Here is a 25,315-nt window from a genome sequence, read left to right as displayed (position 1 = left end):
CATTCTACATTTTCGATCATATATAACAATCATTTAAGAGAACTTTTTTGTAGGCTGCTAGTTTTTTAACTTATTTTGCTCTGCGCATCAATATAGCTTATCGCAAGAATGCATGAATAGATTTCAAACTTTCCACATTTACGAAAAAGTTTGACTTTACATACGGGTAGTGGTAATTTAAAACTTATAAGAAAACTCGGGATTAATTCCGAGTTTTCTTATGGGTATAAACAGTTGAGGGGGCCGAAAGATGAAACAGAAGTTATTTGCATTACCATTTGTCCTAATACTACTTATTGCATTAGCGGCTTGTTCTGGGGAAAAAGATTCTTCGAAGCAAGCGGGCACTAGTAAATCAGGGACTCCGAAAGACGGAGGGGCGTTAACGATTGGTGTTAGCGATAATCCAGATACGATGAATCCGCTTTATGCGAATGATCGTGTGTCGTTAACTGTGCAGCAAGCTTTATATGCGCCGCTATATCATATGGAAGACGGTAAGAAAAAGTTTGTTCTTGCTGAGAGCTTTACGCCTTCAGAAGATCAATTAACGTGGACATTGAAACTAAAAGATAATTTGAAATGGCATGATGGTAAGAAAATTACATCAGACGATATAGCATTTACATTCCAATCTATTTTGGATGAGAAGCAAAATAGCTCAAGTCGTGAAAACTTTATTTTTAAAGGAAAGCCGCTTGAGGTGAAAAAGGTAGATGAGTTAACAACTCAATTCGTTTTACCACAAGTAAGCGCATCTTTCGAAGGTGTGATGAATGATTTCTTCCCAATTCCGAAACATGTATTTGAAGGGGAAGCAGATTTAGCGAAAAGTAAGAAAAACTTACAGCCTGTAGGATCAGGGCCGTTTAAGTTTAAAGAATATAAATCTGATGAGTACGTTGCATTAGATCGATTTGATGATTATGTAGGTGGGAAAGCTAAATTAGACTCTATCGTATACCGCGTTGTAAAAGACCGTAATACAGCAAATGTTTCACTGCAAAATGGTCAAATCAACATGAAGATGATTGAGCCGCAAGACTTTAAGAAATTAGATAGCACAGGGAACTTCTCAATGGTGACATTCCCTGAAGGTAGATTATTCTATTTATCTTATAACATGAATACAGATTTGATGAAGAAAAAAGAAGTGCGCCAAGCAATTGCGCATGCGTTAGATAAGAAAGAAATGATTAACTCAGCATTCGTTTCTAGTCAATTTGCAGAACCAGCCAATTCAATCTTAACGCCAGACGCTATGTATTATGCGAAAGATATTAAAGACTATAAGTATGATAAAAAAGAAGCGAAAGATTTATTAGCGAAAGCTGGCGTGAAAGATAAAGAAAAAGTACGTGTGATGTATGTAACGAATAATAAAATCATGGAAAGCTTAGCTTTATATACACAACAAAAATTAAAAGAAGTTGGCTTAGAAGTTGAACTAAATGCATTAGATGCTAGTGCGGCAAGTGAAAAAGGCTTAGATAAAGAGAATAAAGAATATGACATTACATTTGGTGGTTACATAATGGGACCTGAGCCAGATTCATATAAGAGCTTATTCTTAAGTAATGCTGAATACAATTATGCGCGATATAAAAACGCTGATTTCGATAAGTTATGGGAAGAAGCTGCAGTTGAAACAGATAAAACAAAACGTGCAGAGCTATATCATAAAATTCAAGAGACAGCTAGAGAAGACGTACCTTATCTCCCAATTGCATATCCGAAAGCAGTTATTGCAGTAGATAAAAAGTTTGATGGATTAAAAGAAGCGAAAGCAATTCCTGTCACAATGTTTGAAGATCTATCTAAGATCTATGAAGTGAAATAAGAAACAGTAAAGAAGCTGGTGGAAATCAGCTTCTTTAGCTTGAGGGGGGAAGTTTGTGTATAAAGTAATTGCGAAGAGGCTTTTAAATGCAATTCCGCTTTTATTTGTTATTTCTATTATTTCTTTTCTATTAATAAAACTAGCACCGGGGGATCCCGTTCGAAACTTTGTCACGCCAAACATGAGTCCAATTGATGTTGAGCGTATTCGTAAAAGTTTAGGATTAGATCAACCAATTTACGTGCAGTATTTTTTATGGTTAAAAAATATTTTAACAGGGAACTTTGGTTACTCACTTCAAAACCATCGTCCTGTTTTAGATCTTATTGTAGAAAGGTTACCTGCAACAATCGGCTTAATGGGATCGTCTTTACTCGTCTCATTTGTAATCGCAATACCACTAGGACTACTTACAGGTGTGAAAAAAAATTCTATCTTTGATCGCATTGTAAACTTTATTTCATACGTTGGTATTTCTATGCCGGTTTTCTGGTTTGCATTACTATTAGTCTACTTATTCTCTTTAAAATTGAACCTACTTCCGAGTATGGGTATGCGTACCGTTGGTAAAGATTCTGTCTGGGATATTGTGCAACACGGTATTTTACCTTGCATGGTGCTAGCGTTCCAAAACGTATCTGTTTATATGAGATATATTCGTTCAAGTACGATTCAGCAGTTAGAAGAAGAATATGTACAAATTCAATATGCATACGGCGCTTCAAAGAAAACAGTTTTATTTAATCACGTACTTCGAAATGTATTAATCCCGATCATTACAATTTTCGGATTATCTATTCCAAGTTTAGTAGGCGGAGCTTTTATTACAGAAACAGTATTCTCATGGCCGGGTCTTGGTTCACTTGGGGTAAATGCTATTTTTAGATTTGATTATCCGATTATCATGGCAATTACATTACTATCATCATTCATGTTAATTCTCGGTAACTTAATTGCTGATATTTTATATGGCGTAGTAGATCCGCGCATTCGAATGAGGGGGTGATTTGGAATGAATAATAGGAGATTTCAAACGATAAAACATAGCTTTACGAAAAATAAGTTTGTTGCAATGGGAGTTATTATACTTGCGGTTTTAACGGTCGCATCAATTTTCGCATTCGTATCACCGTACGATCCTAGCAAAATGTCGATTCCAGATCGCTTACAAGAACCGGGTATGAGTCATCCTTTCGGAACGGATGATTACGGAAGAGATTACTTAACGAGAGCGTTATATGGCGGACGAGTTTCACTTGCGGTCGGTTTCCTTGCAATGGTTGTTTCTATTACAATCGGTACCGCAGTTGGAACAATTAGCGGATATTTTGGCGGAAAGTTAGACAACTTTTTAATGCGAGTTGTTGAAGTACTTATGTCAATTCCATCATTCTTTTTAATGCTACTATTAAATGCGTATTTAAAACCAGGAATTACGACGTTAGTTCTTATTATCGGATTACTAACATGGATGGACACCGCCCGCATCGTAAGGGCAGAAACGTTATCTGTAAAAGAGCGTGAGTACGTTTTATACGCAAAAGTATCAGGACAAAAATCACTTATGATTATTGTAAGACATATCATTCCTAACATTTTATCAACCATTATTATCGCCGCGACATTAACGATTGCGACATCGATTTTAATGGAATCATCACTTAGTTTCTTAGGTTTAGGTATTAGAGAACCAGATTCTTCTTGGGGCAGCATGCTAAACAATGCGCAAGGATATATTGGTGAAGCTTGGTATTTAACACTCTTCCCAGGATTCCTTATCCTTTTAACGGTACTTAGTTTTAACGTAATTGGTGAAGCATTGAAGAAAGCTTTCGCACCAAAAGGAGCCGGACATGAAAACTAAAGTGTTAAGTGAAAGGAGTGAGAAGCGTGTCTGAAAAACTACTAGAAGTGAAAAATTTAAAGACTTCTTTTTTCATAGAAAGTGGCGAAGTTGAAGCGGTTCGCGGCGTTACATTTCGCTTAAATAAAGGAGAAGTAGTCGGTATCGTTGGGGAATCTGGAAGCGGAAAGAGTGTAATGGCAAAGTCCGTTATGTCTCTTGTTACATCACCAGGGAAAGTGAAAGAAGGGGAAATCCTTTTTCATAATGAAAACATGCTTTCTAAATCTGAAAAAGAATTGCGTTCTATTAGAGGAAATCAAATTTCACTTATCTCTCAAGACCCAATGTCAGCGCTAAATCCAGTCGTAAAAATTGGGAAACAAATGACGGAAGTAATTATACGCCATCAAAAAGTGAAAAAGAAAGAAGCAGAGCAGATTGCGGTCAATTTGTTAAAGCAAGTCGGCCTTTCGTCACCAGAAGAAAGGGTAAAACAATATCCGCATGAACTAAGCGGCGGTATGAAGCAGCGGGTTATGATCGCAATGGCGATGTCTTGTAACCCTGACCTTCTTATTGCTGATGAACCGACGACTGCACTTGATGTAACGATACAGGTGCAAATACTAGATTTAATGAAAAACTTAAAGAACGAAACGAATATGGCGTTACTTCTTATTACGCATGACTTAGGAATTGTCGCGCAAAACTGTACGCGCGTCATCGTTATGTACGGCGGGCTTATTATGGAAGAAGGACCTGTACTTCATATTTTCCAATCGCCGAATCATCCATATACGAAAGGGCTATTAAACTCTCTGCCAAAAATAGCGAATGGCGTAAAAGAAAGACTCGCTCCTATTCAAGGTGTAACACCAAACTTATTAAACCCGCCACAAGGTTGCCCATTCGCAGAGCGTTGCCCGCATACGATGGACATTTGTGAAAAAGAACGTCCACCATATTTTGAAATCGGAAACGAAAGACGTTCCATGTGTTGGTTAAATGATAGGGCGGTAGGTGATTTCCATGCGTGAAGAAAACTTAATTGAAGTTCGGAACTTAAAAAAGTATTTTCCTATTAAAAAAGGACTATTCGGCAGAAAAACAGAGCAATTAAAAGCGATCGATGACTTAAGCTTCACAATTAAAAAGGGTGAAACATTCGGATTAGTAGGAGAATCGGGCTGCGGAAAATCAACGACAGGAAGAAGCATTATTCGTTTACACGATGTCACTTCAGGTAACGTTTTATTCGACGGAAAAGACATCGCAAGTTTAAAGGAAAGTGAACTAAAAGAATATAGAAAACGAATGCAAATCATTTTCCAAGATCCATACGCATCATTAAACCCAGCAATGAATGTATTCCAAATTATTAGCGAGCCAATGAACATTCATGGATCTTACACTGCGGAAGAAAGAAAAGAAATCATTCTAGACCTTCTAAAAAAAGTAGGTTTAAAAGAAGAACACTTATACCGCTATCCGCACGAATTTAGTGGAGGCCAGCGCCAGCGCATTAGCATCGCGCGTGCACTATCTGTAAAACCAGATTTCATTCTATGTGACGAACCAATCTCAGCGCTAGATGTCTCCGTCCAAGCACAAGTCGTAAACATGCTGCAAGACATTCAAGAAGAAACAGGCGTCACATACTTATTCATCGCACATGACCTATCGATGGTAAGACACATATCAGACCGAATCGGAGTCATGTACTTAGGAAACATAGTAGAAATTGCTGACAGCGAAGACCTATACACAAAACCGGCACATCCATACACACAAGCACTACTCTCATCTATGCCAGAACCAGATCCAACAAACACTGGTAAAGAACGGATCATCCTAGAGGGAGAAGTACCGAGCCCACTAAACTCACCATCTGGCTGCAAATTCAGAACGCGCTGCAAATTCGCCACTGAAAAATGTGCACAGGAAGTACCGAAGATGGTCGAGATTGCGAAAGGGCATGAGGTGGCTTGTCATTTGTTTTAGAGTTGGGGGAAGCATCGGGGGGACCTGGTGCTTTTTTGTCTTTTGTAAGGGACGGGGGCGCTGGTGTGGGATTGCTTCGAGGTTTTTGCGGTAGTTTCTGCGAAATTTGTCGGTAAGTCGGATCTTGCAGATTAAGAGAACGGTAAAAGAAACTGAAACTGTAATCAAGGACAACTGATTACTAGCTCGTAGCAATTGTTTTTTACGAGCATCTTAGACTCCTGCATCAAATTTTGATGGGGGAGTCTTATTATCTGTTAATATGGAGATAAAGAAAATAAGGATGTGATTGTAAATGATGATCGATAAATTTATATTAGATTTTATTAAAGAGTTTCAAAGAAATCCTTTTTGGAAAGAGATGCCTTCTGCAGAAAAAGAACGATTAGCAGAAATAATCGAGTTTCTTGGCGGAAGCAATGTTAACAAAGTAAGAGAAAGAAATATTGTAGAACCAGCAATTTATCAATTCAAAATTACACTCAAAGGCATACGCCCACCAATTTGGAGAAGATTCCTTATTCATAACGAAGTAACTTTCAAAGAATTCCATAACATTATTCAAGTTGTAATGGGCTGGGAAAATTGTCACTTATATAACTTCTATACGAATGATTCCTATATAGAAGAACAAGATGATGCTATAAACATGTTCGCATCATCCCGTGCAAAATATGATGCAGCGGACATACAAATTGGTGAATTCATAACAGAAGAAAAACAAAAATGTTTATACACATACGACTTCGGTGACGGCTGGGAACATGAAATCGTATTAGAAAAAATATTACCATTTGATGAAGAGGCAATAGTTCCTATATGCCAAAAAGGAAAAAGAGCGTGTCCACCTGAAGATTGTGGTGGCCCTTATATGTATAATCAAATCCAAAAGGCATTACGAGGTGAAGGTGAACTGGATGAAGGTTTGCTAGAGTGGCTTGGTGAATTTGATCCTGAGGAATTTGATGTGGATGGGGTTAATGATATGTTGGAGGAGTAGGAGCATTTCATTTTTATGAAACTATAAAGGAGAGAGGGTATGATAGGGAATAGTTTGTCGTTACAAGAGTTATGTACGGAATTGAAGAAAGAACAATTGCTGGAATTAGTGATGTATCTGTCGAATCAGTACGAGGGTATAGATATGGTTGTGATGGAATGGTATACATCACAAAAAAGGGTGGAGAAGAAAGAGGCTGTAAATAATTATTCACTTTGGGAATATTGGAAAAGAGCTGAGGCAATAATCCAGAGATTTAATGAGTATGGAGGTGGCCCGGAACACCTTGCGTATGACGTATATGAATATGTAAGGAACATTGTAGATATATTATCTGAATACCCTATTTCATCTGAAGAAAGACGATTATTAATCAAGAAGCTATATGTGCAATATGAAATCGGGAACTCCGGACTAAACGATATCATAATGGATACAATTTATGAAATATGTAAATCGGATTCTGATTGGAAATATGTGATTACATTGCTTGAAAAATCTCCTAATGAGTATGATCAGAAATTGATTATGCAAATTTATAAAGAGAAATTGCAAGATGGTGAAGCATACTTGCAGTTGCGGTTGAAAATTTTGGAATATGGAATGGATTATTGGGACTTGGCGGAATATTACATTTCGATTGATCAAGTGGATAAGGCGGCTGAAATTGCTGAAAGTGGTTTAGAGAATGGAAAAGGGCGACAAACAGAACTATTTGCGTTTTTATTTGATTATTATGTGTCACGAGAAGATACGAATAAAATACACGGTTTAATAGATAAAGCTTTTTATACAGAGTCAGATATCAATTTAATAAGTGAACGGGCTTTTCTATATTTTAAAATGAATAATGATTATGAAGAAGTCAAAAATATTTTAGTAAGAACGTTTCGAACAAGCTCCTATCGTAAGCAGTATTACGAGGGTTTTAATTTCCTGAAGGAGCAATTAACAGCTAAAGATTGGGAAGAAATACAAGAAGAAATGATAGGGATTGTAAAAAAAGAAAGTATAGTGGATTACTTGAAAATCTGTTATGAAAATGAAAGGTATAGTGAAATGTTAGAGATTCTTCAGAAGGCTCAAGGGGGGATGAGTCCATATAATATGTATGACCAACTTGATCATTTTGCTAATCAACTTATAGATGAATATCCACAAGAAATTATTGAATACTATTGGAATAAAGGCTGTATTCTTTTACCACAAGGAAATCGTAAGCGTTATAAAGAGGCTGTAAAATACTTTGTAAAAGTAAGAGATATTCTTAAAAACAAATTAGATGATGAAGAGTCATGGCAATATAATTTAACAACATTGAGAACGCAACATAAAAAGAAAAAAGCATTTTTAGATGAAATGAGAGTTTTTGGGTGAAAGGGTATCGGGTAGTTTGTTATTTGTCTTAGAGAGAAAGCACTGGGGGGAACCTGGTGCTTTTTTGTAAGGAGCGAGAGAAGATGTGTGATTGCTTGGTGATTTTTGCGGTAGTTTCTGCGAAATTTGTCGGTAAGTCGATATGTTGTGTCGAATCGTCGATATATTCGGAGTTGTGTTCGATATAATTGGAAAATCGCTGATATATTTTTTGAGGGTGTGGAATTGGTTGGAAGATTATATAAAAAGGCCACCTCTTTCAAGGTGACCTGCCGTATTGTGTTATTTTGAACTAGTACCATCCTTCAAACTATCCCCACCACCAAGTTCCGCCTCAATCTGCGAAGTCTTCGATGACTCATCCATACGCCAATACGTAATAAAGCTGATCGCGATACATCCAGCTACGTAGAAGTAGAATAGTGATTCCATTCCGATACTCTTTAGCCATAGTGCGATGAACTCTGCTGTTCCGCCGAATATCGCAACTGTTAGGGCATATGGTAAACCTACGCCTAGTGCGCGAATTTCAGTTGGGAAGAGTTCGGCTTTTACAATTGCGTTAATGGAAGTGTAGCCAGTAACGATAATGAGGCCGACCATCATGAGTAAAAATGCTACCATTGGTTCTGTCGTTTTTTCCATGAAGAAGAAGATTGGTGCTGTTAGTAATGTTCCGAGAATACCGAATGCCATTAATAGTGGGCGTCGTCCAATTTTATCGGATAATAGTCCCGCAATTGGCTGAAGTACGACGAAAATAAGTAGTGCGACAAAGTTAATCCAGCTTACAACTTCTTTCGGAAGACCGACTGTGTTTACCATGAATTTTTGTAAATATGTTGTGTACGTATAGAATGCAACAGTGCCTCCTAGTGTTAGGCCGACTACTGTTAATACTGCTTTCGGATGTTTCATAAGAGCGCGAACAGTTCCTGCGCTTTCGCGGTTTTTAGATTCCATGTTTGAGAATTGCTCCGATTCATCCATCGTGCGGCGAAGCCATAATACAGCTACTGCGCCCATCGCTCCAATAATGAATGGAATGCGCCATCCCCAAGCTTTCATATCTGGTTCGCTTAGTAATTGCTGAAGAACAATTTGAACGCCTAACGCAACCATCTGTCCAGCAACGAGCGTTACATATTGGAAGCTTGAATAAAAACCGCGGCGACCACTACTAGCCATTTCAGATAAATATGTGGCAGAAGTTCCGTACTCTCCGCCAAGTGATAATCCTTGTAGTAAACGGGCAAGAACTAAAATAATTGGTGCCATAATACCGATGCTTTCGTAACTAGGTGTACAGGCGATAATTAAAGAACCACCGGCCATAACTGTAATCGAAAGCGTTAATGCTGCCCGGCGTCCATGCCGATCTGCATAGCGACCCATTAATAAACTTCCGATAGGGCGCATTAAAAATCCAACTGCGAAAATAGCTGCTGTGTTCAGTAACTGACTTGTTGGATCTCCTTTAGGAAAGAACTCTGCTGAGAAGTAAACAGCGAAAGCAGAGTAAACGTACCAGTCGTACCATTCAATTAAATTACCGACTGAACCTTTGAAAATATTGCCGGCGACTCGATTAGATTTTGCTTGAGCCATAATCATTCCTCCTCTTGCTTATAAATAAAATGATAATTATGAAAGCGTGTTCATTGTAGTTGAATTGTACTGTCTGCGGAATAAAATCTCAATATTATGACAATTTTATTCTTTTTGTACTTTATGTACATGGAGAGTTTTAATAGTTGCTTCATTATTAGTTTTGTCATAATAATAGAAAAGGAGATTGATAGTTTTGAATATTTTATCAAAGGATATGAAGTATGAAGAAATCACGCAAAGTGTCATTACAAACGAAAATAGTAAGCTTAATTATTACGTTAATTTTATTTGTCGTTCTCCTATTAGCAGGAATATTTGTTTACATTCAGTCCGTTGATACGAAACGCCAAGTGGAGCAGCTAGCACTGCAAACAGCGAAGTCGCTTTCTTTTATGCCTGCTATAAAAGATGCTTTTCAAAATAACGAGCATAAAAGTACCATTCAATCCATTGCGGAACAAGTTCGTGAGCAAGCGGGTGCAGATTATGTCATTATAGAAGATCGCTTTGGGGTTATGTATTCCCATTCTAATTCGGAGTTAATTGGTACAAAGAGTAACAATCCATATAACTATGAAGCACTTACTTTTGGTGGCTATTATACGCTTGAAGGAAATGGTGAAAGTGGTCCTGCTTTAATGGCGAAGGCACCTATTATTGTTCATAACGGAGACTATGATCAAGTCGTAGGTGTTGTGACAGTAGAGTTTTTAATAAAAGGTATTGAATCTAACATATTGAGCAGAACGAAAGAAATTATACTCTTTTCTTTAGCTGTATTATTAGCTGGAATTGTTGGTGGTATTCTTTTAGCACGTAGCATTCGTAAAGACACACTCGGTTTAGAGCCGAATGAAATTGCGGCGTTATACCGGGAACGAAGCGCGATACTACTATCTATAAAAGAAGGAATTATCGCTATCGATCAAAACGGTTTTATTACAATGATGAACACGTCAGCAGAAGAAATGCTACATGTAAATGATGATTATATGCAGCAGCACATTTCAAAAGTTTTACCAGAGTTTAATATGGAAAGAGTGCTAGAAAACGATCAAGAAATCGCGTTTCAAGATAAAGTGTTTATTTTAAATAGGACGCCGATACTTGAAAATAATAATACGGTAGGCGTTGTATGTAGTTTTAGAGATAAAACAGAACTGCAAAATTTAGTGAATACGATATCTGAGGTAAGAAAGTATTCAGAGGACTTACGCGCTCAAACACATGAATTTACAAATAAGCTCTTCGTCTTATCAGGATTACTTCAGTTAGGGCATTACAAAGAAGCAATTGAATTCATTCAGCAAGAATCTAATATTCATCAAAGCCAAAACCATATTTTATTCCATCAAATTCATGATGCGAAAGTACAAGCTATTTTATTAGGGAAACTCGGAACAGCATCTGAGAAGAAAATAGATTTTCATATTGAAGGAGATAGTGCGCTTCAGCCGTTACCGGACCATATAAAAGTTTCGCACCTTATTACGATCCTTGGAAACATAATCGATAATGCATTTGATGCGGTGAATGAACGAGAGGAAAAGAGTGTTTCCTTCTTTGTGACAGATATTGGACACGATATTGTGTTTGAAGTGATAGATAGTGGGATAGGGATACCGGTAGAAAAAATCACGACAATTTTTCAAAAAGGATTTTCAACGAAGGGGAATAATCGTGGTTACGGGCTAGCGAATGTGAAAGAAATGGTAGATGTACTAGAGGGAACAATTGAGATTCAAAACGAGAAAAATGGAGGAGCTATTTTTACAATTTACCTTCCGAAAACATTGAGAGAAAGTACATGACAAACAGGGGGATGGGCATATGTTGAAGGTTGCAATTGCAGAAGATGATTTCCGCGTAGCACAAATTCAAGAAGAGTTTTTATCAAAAATAAAAGACGTAAAAGTGATTGGAAAAGCGTTGAACGCGAAAGAAACGATGGAACTATTGCAAAGGGAAGAAATCGACTTGCTTCTATTAGATAACTATTTACCAGATGGAATCGGAACAGACGTATTGCCGAAAATACATGCTGATTTTCCAAACGTTGACGTCATTATGGTAACAGCTGCGAATGAAAACCATATGTTAGAAAAAGCAATTCGAAATGGCGTAAGTAACTACCTTATAAAACCAGTCACGTTAGAAAAATTTGTTCGTACGATTGAAGACTATAAAAGAAAGAAGCAATTATTACATAGTAACAATGAAGTGAATCAAGCACTCATCGATAACTTCTTCGGCATTTCGCAAACACAAGATATAAAAAACTTACCGACAGGTGTTGATCCGTTAACACTGCAAAAGGTGAAAGGAATTATAAAAGGATTCGAAGAGGGTATTACAATAGAAGAAATGGGAGAACAAATGGGGGCCTCCAGAACAACCGCAAGAAGATATTTAGAATACTTAGTAGCGACAAACGAATGCACGGTAGAGTATACATACGGCATTATCGGACGACCAGAACGAAAATATCGAATAGGGCGAGGACTATGAAAAAACGATTATTACTATGTATATGGATTATGACAGGAGTAATAGCTGGTTGTTCACCGGAAAAAACTCAAACGGATACAGTAAACATAGACAAAGTAGAAATCGTTGCGCCGAACGTTCAAGGAGCAGGATGGGACTTAACAGCACGGGCGATGCAAAAAACACTGACAGAAGAAAAAATCTTCACAAAACCAATCACAGTCACAAACAAAGTAGGTGGCAGCGGTGACGTCGGATGGAAATATACGAAACAAAAAGGCGGTCACGTACTGGCAATTAACTCAAGCTTACTCATAACGAACAACCTACTAGGCCACAGTAAACTAACATATAAAGACTTCACACCGCTCGCAACATTAGCATTGGACTGGGAAGTTGTTGTCGTATCAAAAGAATCAAACATAGAAAACGCAAAACAACTCATGGAACAACTAAAACAAAACAAGAAAAACTTCAAAATCGGCGTTGCACCAGGCCTAGGAAACGACGATCACCTATCATTCGTACAAGTAAGCAAAGCGTTCGGCATAAACCCAGCCGAACTACAATTCTTCGTCTACGAAAACAAAGAAAAAATCATAAACGCCCTAACGAACAAACAAATAGGCGCCGCAACAATGACCCTATCAGAAGCCGAAAAACAATACAAAGCCGGCAAAATAAAAATACTAGCCGTATCCGCACCAAAACGACTAGACCGACTACCAGAAATCCCAACATGGAAAGAACAAGGAATCGACGTCATCTTCCAGCACTGGAAAGGAATTATGGGCCCGAAAGATATGACGGAGGAAGAGGTTGCTTATTGGGATGGTGTTATTAAGAGGATGGTGGAGAGTGAGAGTTGGAAGGGGATTTTGAGGGAGAAGGGGTGGAATTCTTATTATAAGGATAGTGGGGAGAGTAGGGGGTTTTTGGAGGAATGTCATTTTAGGTATGAGGAAATGGTGAAAAAAGAGGCTTAAGAGGGAAGTATTCAATCAGGCTTTATTTTTGTAGTTACTTCTATATAATATAAAAGAGATGAGAGTGTTAGGCTAATTGTATTAAAAGGGCTAGATAGGGATAAATAAAATCTAGCTTACTGATTAAAAATATATTAGTCGTTAAAAGATATAAAAGGCATTTTTCAGTCTATAAAGTGTGGAAACATAAAGTATAGAGTTTCTGTGAGATTTAAGGAGGACATCATGAAGAAAAATATTTATGTTGTTGGAGCAGTAATTGTCCAAGATGAGAAAATTTTATGTGCACAAAGAGGTCCATCTAAATCGCTACCTCTTATGTGGGAATTTCCAGGTGGGAAAATAGAAGAGGGAGAAACACCTCAAGAGGCGTTAAAGCGTGAAATCGATGAAGAAATGCATTGTAGCGTGCAGATTGGTGAACAAATTGATTATACAGCTTATGAGTATGATTTTGGTATTGTTCATTTGAAAACTTTTTATTGTAAACTTGTTGAAGGAAGCCCAGTTTTAACTGAGCATGTAGCAATTAAATGGTTATACCCAAATGAACTAGCAGCTTTAGAGTGGGCACCTGCGGATATCCCAACTATTGAGAAATTAGCAAAAGAATCGCTTGTAAAGTGATTTGAAAAAAACTATTCGTTTTATGCGGATAGTTTTTTATATTGTAAAAAATTTGCACTTTAAATCAGTGAGTAATACAATTAGTATAAAAATTTGTCAAAAATGGTGATCATATGGAGAATTTTATTCAGAAATTAGAGGGGTCTTTATATAAAGGGTTTATTGATCAAAAACATAATCATCCCGGAATATATAAGCCTAAGTTATTAGTAAACAACACGAAAAAAAATGAAAATGTTTTAAGCTCATTGTTGGAGGAGCTTGAAAATAGTACATCCTTTATTTTCTCAGTGGCTTTTATTACGGAAAGTGGGCTGGCGACTTTAAAATCACATTTCCTTGATCTTAAACAAAAAGGGGTTAAAGGACGTATATTAACATCTACATTCTTAAATTTTAATACACCAAAAGTGTTTAGAGAGTTAATGAAACTTGAAAATGTAGAAGTAAGGTTAACAAACTTATCTGGTTTTCATTCAAAGGGATACATATTTGATAACAAAACACATTGTTCGCTAATTGTCGGCAGTTCTAATCTGACTGCACATGCTTTGAAGGTAAACTATGAATGGAACGTCAAGTTAACATCGCATGAAGATGGAGAGATTGTTCAACATTTTAAAAATCAATTTGAAGAAGTTTGGGAGCATTCTCAAGTATTAACTGAAGAGTTGATTGGAAATTATGAAACAATATATGAGCAAGCTGCAGAAAATAAGGTGCTAGATCGAGTTATAGAATTACCTGGTCAATATCATAATTCAATTGAAGAAGCCTTGAAAATTACGCCAAATAAAATGCAACAAGCTGCGTTAAAAGAAATACAAGCTATTCGAGACGCTGGAAAAGAAAAAGGATTAGTTATCTCTGCAACAGGAACGGGAAAGACATATCTTTCAGCATTTGATGTCAGAAACTTTGCACCTAAACGGATGCTATTTATTGTTCATCGAGAGCAAATATTAAATAAAGCGAAATCAGATTTTCAAAAAGTTCTTGGTGGAATAGATGAGGACTTTGGAATTTTATCAGGATCAAATAAGCAAATAAATGCTAAATATTTATTTGCGACAATCCAGACTATTTCAAAAGAAGAAAATTTACATCAATTTGATCCTGGGATATTTGATTATATTTTAATAGATGAAGTTCATAAAGCAGGTGCTAGTTCTTATCATAAAGTTATTAATTATTTTAAACCAAAATTTTTAATGGGAATGACTGCTACACCTGAACGTACAGACAATTTTAATATTTATGAGCTATTTGATTACAATATTGCTTATGAAATTCGTTTGCAAGAAGCACTTGAAGAAGATATGCTTTGTCCTTTCCATTATTTTGGAGTAACTGATTTTGAATATAATGGTGAAAAGATAGATGACACTACAGTTTTATCTAAACTTGTTACGGAAGAACGAGTGGATCATATAGTTGAAAAAGTAAAATATTATGGCTTTTCTGGTGAGAAAGTAACAGGATTAATGTTTTGCAGCAGAAAAGATGAGGCAGAAAAATTATCATATGCCTTAAATAATAGAGGTTTTCGCACATTTGCATTAACCGGCGATCATTCCCAAGAGGAAAGAGAACTGCGGGTGAATCAATTAGAAAATGGCATACTAGATTATATTTTAACAGTAGATATTTTTAATGAAGGTATTGATATTCCGAGTGTGAACCAAGTTGTTATGTTAAGACAAACTCAATCAAGTATTATCTTTATACAGCAATTGGGGCGTGGACTTCGAAAACACGATTCGAAAGATTTTGTTACGATCATTGATTTTATTGGAAACTATAAAAACAACTATTTAATTCCGATTGCCCTTTCCGGAGATAAATCACAAAATAAAGATAATATACGTAGGTATACAAATGACACGAGTTATATTAAAGGTATTTCAACAGTTAACTTTGAAGAGATAGCGAAAAAGCAGATCTTTAAAGCAATTAACGAAAGTAATTTAACAGCAATGAAAGTATTAAAAGAAGCTTTTGGTGAGTTGAAAAATAGAATAGGAAGAATTCCCTATCTATATGACTTTATCGTAAACCATTCTATTGATCCAGTTGTACTTGTAGAAGGATGTTCGAACTATTATCAGTTTCTATTGAAAATGAAAGAAGATGTCTCTGCATTAACAGAGTACGAAAACAAAGTTTTAACAATGTTCTCATTGGAAGTATTAAATGGAAAACGTAAAAACGAAATCGTTTTGTTAGACTTATTATTAAAGCAAGAAAAGGTTGATAAGAATGAGTATATAAAACAACTTGAAGAATCTAATTGCTTAACAAATGATGAAACGATTACTTCAGTACAACGAATTTTTGAATTAGAGTTTTTCTCGCAAAACAACCAAAAAAAATATGGGGAAAGGACAATTCTCACTTTGCAGGATGAGAAGACATTTATATTTAATGATTCTATTCGAAAAAGTTTAGAACAAAATGAATACTTTAAGTATATGGTTATGGACATCATTAAAAGTGCGAAAGAAAAGAGCAAAAACTATGAGTGTGATAGTAACCTGACTATATATAAAAAATACTCAAGAAAAGATGTATGTAAACTTTTAAATTGGCATAATGATGAGAGCTCAACTATGTATGGTTATAAGACCAAATACTATACTTGTCCAATATTTATCACGTACCATAAAAATGATGAGGTAGAATCCAGTGTGGACTACGGTGATGAGTTCCTCAATCAAGATGTTCTGAAATGGTACACAAGAAGTAATAGAACATTAAAGTCAAAGGAAGTTCAGACAATTATTGATGCTAAAGAAAATAATATTGATGTCCATATTTTTGTGAAAAAAGATGATGACGAGGGAACCGACTTTTACTATTTAGGAAAAGCGAGACCTGATAAAGCAAGTGTAGAACAAACTGAAATGCAAGATAAAAATGGTAAAGAACTACCGGTTGTTACGATGAATATGATTATGGAGAAATCGGTGGATAATAAGCTTTATGATTATTTAAAGGATGGTAATGCTTTGTAGGTAGGTTTAATTTTTAATACCTATATATTTCTAAAATCATTAAGGGAATATAGATAAGGTTGTATCAGAATGACATCGGAGTATGCTTTTGATATGGCCTTATTTATTGGTGTTTAATGTGTTTTTTATTGGTTTTTATGTGTTCATTTTAGTGGTGTAGTTAGAATGAATGGATCTTTCTCCAATGCTGCAGTGTGTAAAAGAAGTAGAATGAATTTATCCTTTTTGTGTCTGAAATCCTGACTTGAATCCCAAATTATGTTTTTAGGTTTAATTTATGCTTTGAAAACTATTATAATTAATTTATTACCAAATTTTGATATTAGTGAGGGAGATTTTAAATGTGTAGCTCTATAAAGGTTTTTCCTGCAGCAAATGGAGATTGTTTTCTAGTAAAGATTAAAATAGGAACTAACTATAAATATATTCTTATAGATGGTGGGAAAGGAGTACTTTGCCATCAAAAATTAAAAGAGGAATTTAAATATTTAGAAGAAAATCAACAACAATTAGATTTATTAGTATTGACGCATATTGATGATGATCATATTGCTGGGATATTAAAACTATACCAAGACAATAAAATTAATACATCTATTATAAACAAGGTTTGGTTTAATTCAGGGGCTTTAATATCAAGTGAATTTAGTAACCAAGTGGCTACTAATAGGGAAATTCCATTGGCACCTCTTTCTAGAAAAATGAGTGTGAGACAAGGTGTCACCTTAGAGAAAAGAATGCAAGCGTCTAGTTCCTGGTATCAAAAATTAATATTTTCAGGCCAAAAACATCTATTAGATGATATTGAAATTTATATTCTATCTCCAGATGTAGAAACTCTTAAAGACCTAAACAGTAAGTGGGAAGACGAGATAAAAAAGATGAATGCTAAAAAAGCTAAAAAAAGGAAAATGTCATTTGTAATGGATTATCATAAAAATTTTGATGAGCTCTGTGCTGAAACATTTGAGGAAGATAAGTCAGTTTTTAATAGAAGTAGTATAGCCTTTTTGTTAAAATACAAAGATTATAAAATATTAATGCTAGGAGACTCCCATCCGTCAATTATAATAGCTAGTTTAAAAGAGCTAGGATATTCGGAGAAACACAAATTAAAAGTAAATGTTATGAAGGTTTCACACCATGGAAGTAAAAAAAATACGTGTAATGAGTTGCTTAATATGTTAGACTGTACAAATTTTATTGTTAGCACTGATGGCAGTAAACATGGGCTGCCTAATAAACAAAGTCTAGCAAGGATAGTGAGGGCAATGGGAAAACCAGTGAATTTCTATTTTAATTATAGTTCTATGAATAAGGTATTTTCACAGGAAGAACGTGAAAAATACAATATAACATGTCATTACTTAAATAATAAAAACAATTATACAGTGAGGGATTGATATTGGGTATTTATTCAAAATATGAAGAATTGGCCGTTAAGGTACATTGTATAAACTCTAAGGGGTCTGGATGCCTTTTTCAACCATTTACCACGGAATATTCATATGTAATTACTGCTAAACATTGCTTAGAAGGTAATGAGGAAACTCCTCAGAGTTTTAGCAAAGATGATATTAAAATATTCTTTAGTAGGGATGGTAGTATAGGTGAGCAAATAGTCTTAGATTATTACTTACATGATAAGTTAGATCTAGCAGTTATTAAAGTGAAGTATATTGAGGGACTTCCTAGTACATTAATAACCATACCTAAAGAGAATCAGGCAATTTCACTCTACGGATTTCCAGATATCTTACAAGATGAAGAACACGATGGAATTGTCAGTAGCTTAAATGGTCACCGTTTAAAATGTTCAATGAACTTTGTTCGTCCACACCAAAATTTAATTGAATTTACACCTGACTCCGATGTTTCAAATATAATCAATACTGTTAATGAAACCATTGTAGGTTTCTCAGGTTCAGGAGTATATTATGAAAAAAATGATAATTTGTATTTGATTGGTATTTTCATAGAATTGAAGGAGGAAAATGGTGCTTTTAATTCTCTTTTTGGACATGATATCTCTGAGGTTAACCGAATTCTGTTTAATAATCAATTACCACAATTAATTCCAGAAGAACTTTTAAATTTTGAAAAATACATTGAGACAGCTTTTGAAAGCAATGAAGGGATTATTAAACCAGTTTTGAAAAGAAATGCAAGGCCTTTATTAGATTTACAGCCTAATCATATTGTAAATTCATATAATGAAAAATTATATTTACCATATAATTCTTTTATTGAAGAGGGCCTTTTAAATCCTAAGTTATGGGAGGGATGGGTGTCACTATTAACGTACTATTATATGGACACTAATAATCTTCCGAGTAAAGAGGATTTTAACCTGGTCAGAAGTAGGGATGGTTATTACCATAATATTCGAATGTATTTTACAGGGTATAAAAAACTTTCGAATTGTGTAATGGATTTGTTTGTAAATAATTATGATGAGTTGAAAAAAAATGATGTAATCGTTATTAATACTCAAGGCAGTAGTCCAGGAACTAAAAGCTGTAACAAGGGAAAGACAGGACGATTTTTGAGACAGATAGATAGAGGAGATAGAGAAAAGTTAATTGAAAAAGGTATTGAAATTGATAATCCAGAACATCTAAAGGGCGTAGAGTTTATTCATATTGATCTATTTAAAGATAAGTTTTCTATTCATGATGAGATTGAGATACAAGCAGAACTGGAAGCTAAATTAAAGGAGAGTATTAAAGAGGTGTTCAACAATGTTCCTTAATAAACCAGAAATAATTGAGATGATAAAAAGAGAAAGTGGTGAAAATTTATTTGATTTAGTAGAGTGTAGAGTTAAATCTGAAGATCTTTACAATGTTTATATTTTTACCATGGTCTTAACAAATCAGGATGAATTAGCGAGAGTATGGGAAGATATTAGTAGTGATATAGCATTTCATTTTCAGAGTGTGTTAGAAACTGAAATTGAAATATGGAATATTTACATCTTATTTTTAGTGCAAAGTAGTGTTGATAGTAAAATCCGATATTTAATCGAACAAAATAAGTACTCCTCACGAAAATTAGTGATTGAAGATACCAAGGGTCCGGTAACTGAGGAAATCATTGAAAGTATAATTAATGAGAAACTATTTTCAGTAAAGATTGATTTAGTTCCTCGTATGAATAATCCTGCCGAAACAATATCGAAAAGACTGGAAGATGACTATCAAAATGTGTTTAAAATAATTAATCAAAGCCAGGATAAACCTTCGGTTTTATTTACTAAGTATCTGGAGTTGTTAAAAAATGAAATTTAAATTAAAAGGTATAGAATTAGATGCTTTTAGAGTGTACGAGGATAAACAATTATTTAATTTCCTAACAAAATTAGGTGAAGTTGCTAATTTAGTTGTCATTTATGCACCCAATGGATATGGTAAAACTTCGTTTATTGACGCAGTCGAGTGGGGGTTAACAGGGAGTATTAATAGAATTTCTAAAAGTTCAATAGTCAAAAATACAGCTGATAGTGAAAAGGGAGTCATTTTAAAGAATAGAAAAAGTTCAAAGGAATTTGGTACTGTAACACTAATAGCTGAAAATGGAGGATCTTTAGTAAAACAAACTAAAGTAATTGGAAGGAATGGAAGGAAAACAGATTATGCAGAGGGTGATATAGTTGTAAAAGCAGATATATTCAGTGATTTGGAGCTTTCTGATTTTGCAATTAAGTCTATATTAGGCCAAGATAAAATTGATTCTTTTCTTCGTTCATTTTCACCGAGAGATCGGTACGACATATTAACAAATTTTTGGGATGAAGCAAACGATTCCGAGTTATTTAAGAATATACTAGGCATGAATAGTGAATCGGAAAAGCAACTTCAACAAGCTAAAGAACAACTTCGTAAAATTGATGAGGAAATACAGAGCTTAATAATTAGGCCTAATATTATTTTTGATATCAACAATTTGATTAATAAATTTAATCAAATCCAATTAAGAGGATTAGCTCTCTTTAAGGTGAATCGGGATAATAATATACAGTTTATAAAATCATTAATTGAAATTAATTCAAAATTAGAATCTTTAAATACTGATAATGAAGATAAGTTATTAATTTCCGGCTACTTAGTAGAAAACAATAAATTATATTCACTGAAAAATAATGAATTGAATATTATTAGAAAAAATATTCATGAGATTAGCGATACATTAGACAAGTTTAAGGAGAGAAAGAGAGAATTAAGTTTTTTAGATGAAGTGATAGTCGAATCACATAACTTATATAGAAAGTATAAAAATCTTAAGAAACTAGAAAAACAATACTATGAAGCTGAACAAATTCTTGGGAATATAAACAACTATGAGGAATTAAATCTGAAACTAATTAAAGAATTATCTGGGCTAAATAGCCTAAAGACCCAAGAAGAACAAAATTTAAAAGAAATACTGGGTAAGTTAGATAATGTTCGAAGTTCAAAAAAGGAGATAGAAAACAATCTTTTTAAACTAGACAGCAATCTTGAGAAATATAATTCTTTAGAAAATAAAAAAGTGCATTGGATTAAAAGGCTATCGCAATTACAAGAATTAATTGATATTCGTTGGAATAATAAAAATGAATATAAAAAGAAAATATTAACATTAGAATCCTATTCTAAATATGAAATACAAAATGTTATTAAAATTGAAAGTGATAATCAACAAATCAAAATGGCTATTAGTGAATTGCAAAATAGCTTCTGGTTAAAAAATCAAAAAGAACAGGAATTAAGGGAACTTGAGCAAGAATATACTCAATTCGGAAAACTTACTGAACAGTTAAATATTATTTATAAAGCTGGAAAGAAATTTATCGAGGACTCTCATACTGAGGTTTGTCCTTTATGCAATAAGGAATATGAGGACTTTAATACATTAATAAATAATGTGGATAGAGATTTTGTAGAAGTTGAGAATTTAAATAAAATAAAAAGTGATATAGAAAAGGTTAAGGCAGTATTACAAGATGAAGAAAACAAAATATATCACTGTATTACTTTATTCAGAAAAGAAATTGACAGGGAAATAACTATATTATCTAAGAAGGATATAGAGAATGAAACGAAGATCACTTCTTATAATTCGCTGAATCAAAGGATTAAGAATAAATTAGATGATATAAAACGAGAAGAAAATAATTTGATTCATTTTTTTGAGCAATTGAATATTGATATTAAAAATAAAAGTTTGGTCTATCTAACAAATATAAAGTCCTCTATATTAGATAAGATATATAACTTAAATGAATCAATGAATGATTATGCTCAAGAGATAAATAATAAGAATGAAATGCTAAAAACATTGTCTGAAAAACGGAACCATAAAGAATTGGAGATTATATCTAATAAAAATAAAATTAGGGAACTTAGTGGAGAGCCGGTCTTGAACAGTGTTAATAAATTATTAGAAGAGTGTAAAGTAGAGAATAATATAAACAAAATTAAAAATGAATTTGAAGTAGTTAAATATAACTTCTTATTGCAAATGGATCAAAAGCGAGTTATTAGAAAACGGATAAATGTGCTTGATAAAGAGTTGAAAATAATAAATGAGCAAGAAATGAAAGCTGCGTTTGAAGAAAAGCAGAAAGATTATCAGAAGGTTAACGAGTTTATTGGAAATTACAATAAAAAGGCGAAAGATTTAATAGTAGGAGATTCTTTCCAAGAATGTGATATACAACAAATTCATGATGAGTTAATAAATGAAAAAAAATGTGTTAGAGAAGGATTAACAGTTGTAAATGAATTGATGGGATTTACTAAGTACATTGAGAATAATATAGCAACCAAGACAAAAGATTCTAAGAAAATAGAGATTGAAACACAGATTAAAATATTAGAAAGGGGAAATAAAGAACTTTCAAGTGCGAAAAAATACATAACTGAATATATTGAGAGTAAAATAAAAAATGCATTTAATTTAGATTCTATTAACAGTATTTATCAAAGGATAGATCCGCATCCTGATTTTAATAATATAAAGTTTGAAGTAGATCTAGCTAAAGATAAACCGGAATTAAACATTTATGCTTCGAGTAAGCAAGAAAAACTTTCACCTATTTTATATTTTAGTGCTGCTCAGGTGAACGTTTTATCTTTAAGTATTTTTTTAGCAAAAGCACTTATAGAAGAACAAAAGGGATTAAATACAATTTTTATGGATGATCCAATACAACATCTAGATAACTTAAATATACTTTCTTTTATAGATTTGTTGAGAACCATTACTGTAAATTTAGATAAACAAGTCATAATTTCTACACATAATGAAAACTTCTTTAAGTTAATAAAGAGAAAAATGGATCCAGATTTTACGAGTTCAAAGTTCATTGAATTAGAGTCTTTTGGAAAAATAAAAAGATAATAAATTCTAATTTTGATAGCATAATAGGAAGTGATTAGATATTAGTTCCTTAAGTGGAGAATACCAGGTGGTAAGGTGCACGAGTTTTTCAGAGGAAATTAGGAAGGGAGCTTAAATGTGTCGTAGCTCTTTTAAGTGGATAGCTCTATGGTCATCAAGTTAAGGTTCAAAAGTTTTTAACTTTTGAACCTTTTATCAAATATTTCAACTCAAATTATTATTTTACATAGAGAAAAATAAAATAAAAATTTAATAGAAGAAAAACCAAACGGAGGGAAATCCCATGCCAACCTACAACAAACTAATCCGAAACAAAATCCCACAAATAATAAAATCCAACGGAAAAACACCCACAACAAGAATCCTAAACGAAGACGAATACATAGAAGAACTCTGCAAGAAAACAAAAGAAGAACTAACAGAATATATCGAAGCAAAAACAAAACCCGATAAACTCGAAGAACTATCCGACCTACTAGAAATAATAAACGCCCTATCCGAACATAAAGGCACAACACTAGAAGAAATCAACAACATCCGTAAAAAGAAAGAGGAAGAACGAGGCGGCTTCTCAGATCGAGTCTTTTTAATCAAAGTAACCGATAACTAGCTCCTACCAAGTAATAAATCACTAGGGAAAAGCAAAAACAATTACAAGAAAAAATACCGTAGTAGTGGTAGTAGGGGGATTTAGAAATAATGCTGAAGTGGGTTTTTGGTGAGTATTCCCTTATTTGTATTTTGTGATTTTTAAAAGGATGAATAGTTTATTGTATTAAATCCATAATATATCTATTAAAGATTTTGGGGGTGTATGTGGTGAGTAATGGTAAGTTTATTGAGGCTCTAATGCAAGAAAATAAAGCACTAAGAAGGACGGTACATGAATTGACCCGTGCTAGTGAGAAAAAAGATGAAGCCTATATGGGATTAGGGGAAGAAAATGAAGAATTAATTCAAGCGTTAGGCAAGACTAGACAATATTGTGGAGGCGGTGTAGGAGTTTCTACACAAGCATTAAATAAGGTAAGCTCTAAAGAGGAGCTTCTTAAAGAGGTTCGTATCGAATTTGCTGATGAGATAAAAAAGATCCGTTAATGCTTTATTTAAAAAGTTGTCCTCAATTTAAAATATAAATAGAGGACAACTTTTTGGCATTTTTAGACTGTAATTGGGAATATGATGTGATATATGTTTAACTTCAAGAGTAAAAATATCAAATTATCATTATGTTTGATTAACAAAAAAGTAAGATTAACAAAAAGAATAAGAGAGAGGTATTGAATTTATTAATTTGGGAATCCGTTTTATGGAAGGAAAGGAGGTTCTAGAATTGGAACCTCCTTAATTAACAATGTTATTTGTTTATTTTTTGGATATTTTATTATTATGATATTTAATAAATTCTTTAGAGATGTTATGGACTTTAACGTTTTTTAACGTCGAATAATTTAATGAAATGGCTCCGTAATCACATAGAGCATGATGATTAGGGCACAAAACAATAATGTTTTCACTTATATCTAGACCATTATGTGGACTACCTAATGGCTTTATATGATGAGCTTCCGAATAATATTTATTTGTAGATAATTCAAGTCTTTCACCACAGATCTGACATGTATGATTATGTAATCTTTTTAAATCGCGAGTTAAACTTGTATCTCTTAAAATTCTATATGTTTCAGTTTTTATTCTTTTAGGTGGAGTTGTAATGTCGGTAGCTTTAATCAAAGGTTCTTTGTTCCGAAGAACCCAAGTACCTTCTCCTAATCCATTTACTGAGTAAAATAAATCCTTTTTACCATTGAACTTTTGTGAATCTGATGAATGATTTTCGATGGTGTCTCTTACAATAGCTTGCCAATTAGTTGGGAGAGTTTCCGTTCTAATGTTCTGCACTTTAGTGTAAAGTTCCTTGTAATTACTAGTTTTGTTTGGTGATTGATTAAGAGCTGTTATAATGTCTTCTAACCAAGTTGCCATAATGTATCTCCTATTCTTTTGAAAATATATTAATATAACTCATATATTCTTCCTATTATTGGAATATCCTCTTTTTAGAATAGAAAAGTAGAAAATAAATTGGGTTTAATTATAACTAGCCCCTCCTAAGCCCCTTGCAAGCCCCTACCAAGTAAT

20 protein-coding genes are annotated in these 25,315 nt (G+C 33.9%); 18 read left to right on the top strand and 2 right to left on the bottom strand.

The features are described from left to right. Positions 1-250: 250 nt before the first annotated feature. The 7 genes from ACUN0F_RS28965 to ACUN0F_RS28935 all read left to right on the top strand — a co-directional run bounded on the left by ACUN0F_RS28965 (position 251) and on the right by ACUN0F_RS28935 (position 8,064). On the top strand, positions 251-1,840 hold the full coding sequence (locus ACUN0F_RS28965; RefSeq protein WP_445540603.1) for an ABC transporter substrate-binding protein: 1,590 nt from the start codon (positions 251-253) through the stop codon (positions 1,838-1,840). Between the two features lie 55 nt (positions 1,841-1,895). Beyond that, complete coding sequence (locus tag ACUN0F_RS28960; protein WP_445540602.1) at positions 1,896-2,846, top strand: ABC transporter permease; 951 nt, start codon at positions 1,896-1,898, stop codon at positions 2,844-2,846. A 6-nt stretch (positions 2,847-2,852) separates the two neighbouring features. After that, positions 2,853-3,704: an ABC transporter permease gene (locus tag ACUN0F_RS28955; protein WP_001065283.1), complete on the top strand. Its 852-nt coding sequence runs from the start codon at positions 2,853-2,855 to the stop codon at positions 3,702-3,704. A gap of 26 nt (positions 3,705-3,730) precedes the next feature. Continuing rightward, a complete protein-coding gene (locus ACUN0F_RS28950) occupies positions 3,731-4,723 on the top strand; it encodes an ABC transporter ATP-binding protein (protein WP_445540601.1) in 993 nt (330 codons plus the stop codon). Further along, positions 4,716-5,687 carry an ABC transporter ATP-binding protein gene (locus ACUN0F_RS28945; RefSeq protein ID WP_445540600.1) on the top strand — a complete coding sequence of 324 codons (972 nt, stop codon included), beginning with the start codon at positions 4,716-4,718 and terminating at the stop codon, positions 5,685-5,687. The genes ACUN0F_RS28950 and ACUN0F_RS28945 overlap by 8 nt, the downstream gene beginning before the upstream one ends. Before the next feature lie 295 nt (positions 5,688-5,982). Continuing rightward, on the top strand, positions 5,983-6,687 hold the full coding sequence (locus tag ACUN0F_RS28940) for a plasmid pRiA4b ORF-3 family protein (protein ID WP_445540599.1): 705 nt from the start codon (positions 5,983-5,985) through the stop codon (positions 6,685-6,687). Between the two features lie 39 nt (positions 6,688-6,726). Further along, on the top strand, positions 6,727-8,064 hold the full coding sequence (locus ACUN0F_RS28935; RefSeq protein WP_445540598.1) for a hypothetical protein: 1,338 nt from the start codon (positions 6,727-6,729) through the stop codon (positions 8,062-8,064). A gap of 282 nt (positions 8,065-8,346) precedes the next feature. Here the strand turns inward: ACUN0F_RS28935 and ACUN0F_RS28930 are convergent, their stop codons facing one another. Next, positions 8,347-9,672 carry an MFS transporter gene (locus tag ACUN0F_RS28930; RefSeq protein WP_445540597.1) on the bottom strand — a complete coding sequence of 442 codons (1,326 nt, stop codon included), beginning with the start codon at positions 9,670-9,672 and terminating at the stop codon, positions 8,347-8,349. Between the two features lie 224 nt (positions 9,673-9,896). Here ACUN0F_RS28930 and ACUN0F_RS28925 point away from each other — a divergent pair, with 224 nt between their 5' ends. The 11 genes from ACUN0F_RS28925 to ACUN0F_RS28875 all read left to right on the top strand — a co-directional run bounded on the left by ACUN0F_RS28925 (position 9,897) and on the right by ACUN0F_RS28875 (position 24,271). After that, positions 9,897-11,486 (top strand): ATP-binding protein, encoded by a 1,590-nt coding sequence (locus ACUN0F_RS28925; RefSeq protein ID WP_445540596.1) that lies wholly within the window; start codon positions 9,897-9,899, stop codon positions 11,484-11,486. A 19-nt stretch (positions 11,487-11,505) separates the two neighbouring features. Next, a complete protein-coding gene (locus ACUN0F_RS28920) occupies positions 11,506-12,183 on the top strand; it encodes a response regulator (RefSeq protein WP_445540595.1) in 678 nt (225 codons plus the stop codon). Then, on the top strand, positions 12,180-13,148 hold the full coding sequence (locus ACUN0F_RS28915) for a tripartite tricarboxylate transporter substrate binding protein (RefSeq protein ID WP_445540594.1): 969 nt from the start codon (positions 12,180-12,182) through the stop codon (positions 13,146-13,148). The genes ACUN0F_RS28920 and ACUN0F_RS28915 overlap by 4 nt, the downstream gene beginning before the upstream one ends. A gap of 225 nt (positions 13,149-13,373) precedes the next feature. Continuing rightward, the gene (locus tag ACUN0F_RS28910) at positions 13,374-13,775 is read left to right on the top strand and encodes a (deoxy)nucleoside triphosphate pyrophosphohydrolase (RefSeq protein ID WP_016101701.1); all 402 of its coding nucleotides are present in this window, start codon (positions 13,374-13,376) and stop codon (positions 13,773-13,775) included. Positions 13,776-13,888: 113 nt separating this feature from the next. Continuing rightward, positions 13,889-16,789 (top strand): DUF3427 domain-containing protein, encoded by a 2,901-nt coding sequence (locus ACUN0F_RS28905; RefSeq protein ID WP_445540593.1) that lies wholly within the window; start codon positions 13,889-13,891, stop codon positions 16,787-16,789. 341 nt (positions 16,790-17,130) lie between these two features. Next, positions 17,131-18,192, top strand: coding sequence for a ComEC/Rec2 family competence protein (locus tag ACUN0F_RS28900; RefSeq protein WP_445540592.1), 1,062 nt, complete (start codon positions 17,131-17,133; stop codon positions 18,190-18,192). Positions 18,193-18,194: 2 nt separating this feature from the next. Continuing rightward, positions 18,195-19,541 (top strand): ABC-three component system protein, encoded by a 1,347-nt coding sequence (locus ACUN0F_RS28895; protein ID WP_046953891.1) that lies wholly within the window; start codon positions 18,195-18,197, stop codon positions 19,539-19,541. After that, positions 19,531-20,079: an ABC-three component system middle component 1 gene (locus ACUN0F_RS28890; RefSeq protein WP_445540591.1), complete on the top strand. Its 549-nt coding sequence runs from the start codon at positions 19,531-19,533 to the stop codon at positions 20,077-20,079. Before ACUN0F_RS28895 ends, ACUN0F_RS28890 begins: the two co-directional genes overlap by 11 nt. Then, the gene (locus tag ACUN0F_RS28885) at positions 20,069-23,173 is read left to right on the top strand and encodes an AAA family ATPase (RefSeq protein WP_445540590.1); all 3,105 of its coding nucleotides are present in this window, start codon (positions 20,069-20,071) and stop codon (positions 23,171-23,173) included. The genes ACUN0F_RS28890 and ACUN0F_RS28885 overlap by 11 nt, the downstream gene beginning before the upstream one ends. Before the next feature lie 283 nt (positions 23,174-23,456). After that, positions 23,457-23,783: a nucleoside triphosphate pyrophosphohydrolase gene (locus tag ACUN0F_RS28880; RefSeq protein ID WP_046953894.1), complete on the top strand. Its 327-nt coding sequence runs from the start codon at positions 23,457-23,459 to the stop codon at positions 23,781-23,783. 209 nt (positions 23,784-23,992) lie between these two features. Then, positions 23,993-24,271 (top strand): hypothetical protein, encoded by a 279-nt coding sequence (locus tag ACUN0F_RS28875; protein WP_046953895.1) that lies wholly within the window; start codon positions 23,993-23,995, stop codon positions 24,269-24,271. Positions 24,272-24,538: 267 nt separating this feature from the next. On the opposite strand, the gene ACUN0F_RS28870 is transcribed toward ACUN0F_RS28875, so the two are convergent. Continuing rightward, a complete protein-coding gene (locus ACUN0F_RS28870; protein WP_445540589.1) occupies positions 24,539-25,159 on the bottom strand; it encodes an HNH endonuclease in 621 nt (206 codons plus the stop codon). Positions 25,160-25,315 lie beyond the last annotated feature (156 nt).

Source organism: Bacillus sp. 1A (assembly GCF_052682215.1).
This window is presented reverse-complemented; position numbering and strand designations above follow the sequence as displayed.

What these genes read in the sequence shown, in the direction of transcription:
- ACUN0F_RS28965 (WP_445540603.1), top strand. Translation starts at nt 251, where the DNA reads ATGAAACAGAAGTTATTTGCATTACCATTTGTCCTAATACTACTTATT.
- ACUN0F_RS28955 (WP_001065283.1), top strand. Translation starts at nt 2,853, where the DNA reads ATGAATAATAGGAGATTTCAAACGATAAAACATAGCTTTACGAAAAAT.
- ACUN0F_RS28945 (WP_445540600.1), top strand. Translation starts at nt 4,716, where the DNA reads ATGCGTGAAGAAAACTTAATTGAAGTTCGGAACTTAAAAAAGTATTTT.
- ACUN0F_RS28940 (WP_445540599.1), top strand. Translation starts at nt 5,983, where the DNA reads ATGATGATCGATAAATTTATATTAGATTTTATTAAAGAGTTTCAAAGA.
- ACUN0F_RS28935 (WP_445540598.1), top strand. Translation starts at nt 6,727, where the DNA reads ATGATAGGGAATAGTTTGTCGTTACAAGAGTTATGTACGGAATTGAAG.
- ACUN0F_RS28930 (WP_445540597.1), bottom strand. Translation starts at nt 9,672, where the DNA reads ATGGCTCAAGCAAAATCTAATCGAGTCGCCGGCAATATTTTCAAAGGT.
- ACUN0F_RS28925 (WP_445540596.1), top strand. Translation starts at nt 9,897, where the DNA reads ATGAAGAAATCACGCAAAGTGTCATTACAAACGAAAATAGTAAGCTTA.
- ACUN0F_RS28920 (WP_445540595.1), top strand. Translation starts at nt 11,506, where the DNA reads ATGTTGAAGGTTGCAATTGCAGAAGATGATTTCCGCGTAGCACAAATT.
- ACUN0F_RS28915 (WP_445540594.1), top strand. Translation starts at nt 12,180, where the DNA reads ATGAAAAAACGATTATTACTATGTATATGGATTATGACAGGAGTAATA.
- ACUN0F_RS28910 (WP_016101701.1), top strand. Translation starts at nt 13,374, where the DNA reads ATGAAGAAAAATATTTATGTTGTTGGAGCAGTAATTGTCCAAGATGAG.
- ACUN0F_RS28905 (WP_445540593.1), top strand. Translation starts at nt 13,889, where the DNA reads ATGGAGAATTTTATTCAGAAATTAGAGGGGTCTTTATATAAAGGGTTT.
- ACUN0F_RS28900 (WP_445540592.1), top strand. Translation starts at nt 17,131, where the DNA reads ATGTGTAGCTCTATAAAGGTTTTTCCTGCAGCAAATGGAGATTGTTTT.
- ACUN0F_RS28890 (WP_445540591.1), top strand. Translation starts at nt 19,531, where the DNA reads ATGTTCCTTAATAAACCAGAAATAATTGAGATGATAAAAAGAGAAAGT.
- ACUN0F_RS28885 (WP_445540590.1), top strand. Translation starts at nt 20,069, where the DNA reads ATGAAATTTAAATTAAAAGGTATAGAATTAGATGCTTTTAGAGTGTAC.
- ACUN0F_RS28880 (WP_046953894.1), top strand. Translation starts at nt 23,457, where the DNA reads ATGCCAACCTACAACAAACTAATCCGAAACAAAATCCCACAAATAATA.
- ACUN0F_RS28870 (WP_445540589.1), bottom strand. Translation starts at nt 25,159, where the DNA reads ATGGCAACTTGGTTAGAAGACATTATAACAGCTCTTAATCAATCACCA.